Origin of the sequence: Escherichia sp. WS338, from assembly GCF_046486405.1 — a bacterium.
Taxonomy (GTDB): Bacteria; Pseudomonadota; Gammaproteobacteria; order Enterobacterales; family Enterobacteriaceae; genus Escherichia; species Escherichia coli.
The window spans coordinates 1-2,276 of sequence record NZ_JBJQLL010000088.1; the positions used below are offsets into that span (position 1 = coordinate 1).

A 2,276-nucleotide genomic window follows, 5' to 3' on the forward strand; every position below is an offset into this window, starting at 1 on the left:
TTTTCCATCAATTGCAATAACGTCTTTATCATCTGAAGAATGGCAGTCACGCATCCAGTTAATAAAGCACTCGTGAAATTTTGAAGGACTGATACAGGATACAACTCTGGCGATGGTATCGTGAACAGGAATACCATTTTAAAAATCACCATATTGTTTTAAAAAATCGAGATGTGTTTCCCCAAAATCCTCTATATCTTCCCAACCATCTGCACCAGAAATAACGGCACAAATAGTCAACAGTAGAATATCCGACAATTTATGTTCCACTTTTCCAGGATTGTCTGTAATCGGGAATAACAGAAATATGTTCCATCAATTTTTTAAGTACCATTTTGTTCTCCTTAATTATGTAAGGAGTATTTGATCATGTATAAGCAATAAAAAACAGCTTTAGGTAATGAGGAATATCTCAATTTTTAAACATAAAATGCGAATTGTCTAGTACAAAAAAGCAGCGTTACGTGATCTTTCCCTGAGAGGTACAGGAACTGCGGGAGGAACTTTATCAGGTTAAACAGGGGTTAAGGGGATGCGGAACGGGATGTTTAGTGTGCTGAACGAAAGCTAAATAATAAAAAAGCCGGGAAGATCTTATCTTTCCCGGCCATCTTGCCATACATTAATTATTTATGAATATAATATAACTGAACATCATATTCATTATCACTTAAAACTATTAGTCGATCGGGAAATGTAAATGCTAATGAAAGATCATATGTTTCATTTATCGAAAACAAACTCAATATGAAATTTGAAAAATTTTCGACATGAAGAGATATGCAAACATCTCCATTATAGAATATATTGCAAAGAATATCTTTTTTCACATTCAGTGTACTTTCAACATCTCTCGCTAGATCATTAATATTTAAAGGTAAATTGAAAACTCTCCTTTCAATAATATTATCGGTTTTATTTATTGCCATTAGCATTTCTCGATGCCACATGAAGTCATTCTTACGTAAGAATGATACATCAAAGGAAGTGACACCATTTAATTTAGAAGCATAATCTTTTGCTCTAATTAAATTTAATTTATCTTCAAGGCTAATTTTCATAATATATATGATGATCCTTAGTTACAGGGTCATTGATCTTCTGATATCTATCACTTTTGAAATCGTATGTTCTAGGATCAGCGCCCGGTTTAGGTTGTCCTGCATGTGCGTGAGGGCCAGGTGCCCTAGGATCTGCCGTGTGCTCGACTACAACTTTCTTACGTCCGTAGGCATCTGTATATTCATAATATCGCCCATGAGACCCTAAATCTTCCGAATATTTATAATTTGTTTGTCCCCTTCTTCTAGGATCATTTCCAACGGTCCATTGCCTATTAGGTTGCTGTGAACGAGGTATGCCCGCAAGATCTTTTGCTTTATTTAGTGCCTGACGACGGTTTCTTAATTCACCACATTTAAGACCAAGCGGATCTATCCAGCTTACTGGATTAGGCGCGTAAGCATATAAGTTTAGCCCCCCCGCCAGCCCTATCGGGTCGGGTTACGTAAATGTTCCACAGTCCGAGTCGTAGTACCTCAGAAGGTTGCAGTGCAATCCCGCCTTGCGACATCAAGGCATAGTTTCAGAAAAAGTAAGGAGCAATCACCATACCCCAATTCACTGGGTGCTAAATAATATCTGGTAACATCCCTTACTTCAATTCTATTTCATTACAACTTCTTTACTTTCCATATTCTTTGCGCAGCTAAAAAAGATACTCCTTTGAACCAAGACGCACATTCAATAACTTGTTCCCATGAATATATTTTATGTGAGCTAAATTTTATCGATTCATCTTGGTTCATTATCTCAATAAAATAATATCCTTTATTATAATCTCTTTTTTCTATTCTATCTTCAGCTCTTGCCGAACGTATAGAAATAACACAATCATCTAATAAACAAAATCTTTTCTTTATAATCGCATCATCTTGGTTCCATGGATTTGTACTTGCCATTTGTTCTGATTGTTTCAGCTCATTCACTACTGTATACCAAATAGCTTCGGTATCACTTGCCTTTGCATTCTCTCTATCAGACTCGGATCTAAATATAATTTTGTCCATTTTAATAATCCAAATGTAAATTACTTAAAATACCCTCTGCCTCATTCCAGGCATTGACATGGGAACCCAGGGAAAGATTACGAAAGCCCGCTCCCAGCAAGGACTGACGCCAGATAGTTTCTGTCCATGGCTGCTTTTCGCATCTTACGTCTTAACCCTGCCTTGAATACCTTATCATTCGTCAAAATATTAATAGCGATGTGCCGT

The 2,276-nt window shown here is 36.6% G+C and carries 3 protein-coding genes and 2 pseudogenes; all 5 read right to left on the reverse strand.

What is annotated here, in order from left to right; all coding sequences use genetic code 11:
* Nucleotides 1–334, reverse strand: a pseudogene (locus tag ACJHWT_RS25280) (ISAs1 family transposase); the annotation flags it as partial.
* Between the two features lie 292 nt (nt 335–626).
* Complete coding sequence (locus tag ACJHWT_RS25285; protein ID WP_000703397.1) at nt 627–1,061, reverse strand: hypothetical protein; 435 nt, start codon at nt 1,059–1,061, stop codon at nt 627–629.
* Entirely contained in the window at nt 1,051–1,494 is a 444-nt protein-coding gene (locus ACJHWT_RS25290) for an HNH/endonuclease VII fold putative polymorphic toxin (RefSeq protein ID WP_264123853.1), read from the reverse strand. The genes ACJHWT_RS25285 and ACJHWT_RS25290 overlap by 11 nt, the downstream gene beginning before the upstream one ends.
* A gap of 179 nt (nt 1,495–1,673) precedes the next feature.
* Nucleotides 1,674–2,069 (reverse strand): hypothetical protein, encoded by a 396-nt coding sequence (locus ACJHWT_RS25295; protein WP_000357803.1) that lies wholly within the window; start codon nt 2,067–2,069, stop codon nt 1,674–1,676.
* Between the two features lie 77 nt (nt 2,070–2,146).
* Nucleotides 2,147–2,276, reverse strand: a pseudogene (locus ACJHWT_RS25300) (ISAs1 family transposase); the annotation flags it as partial.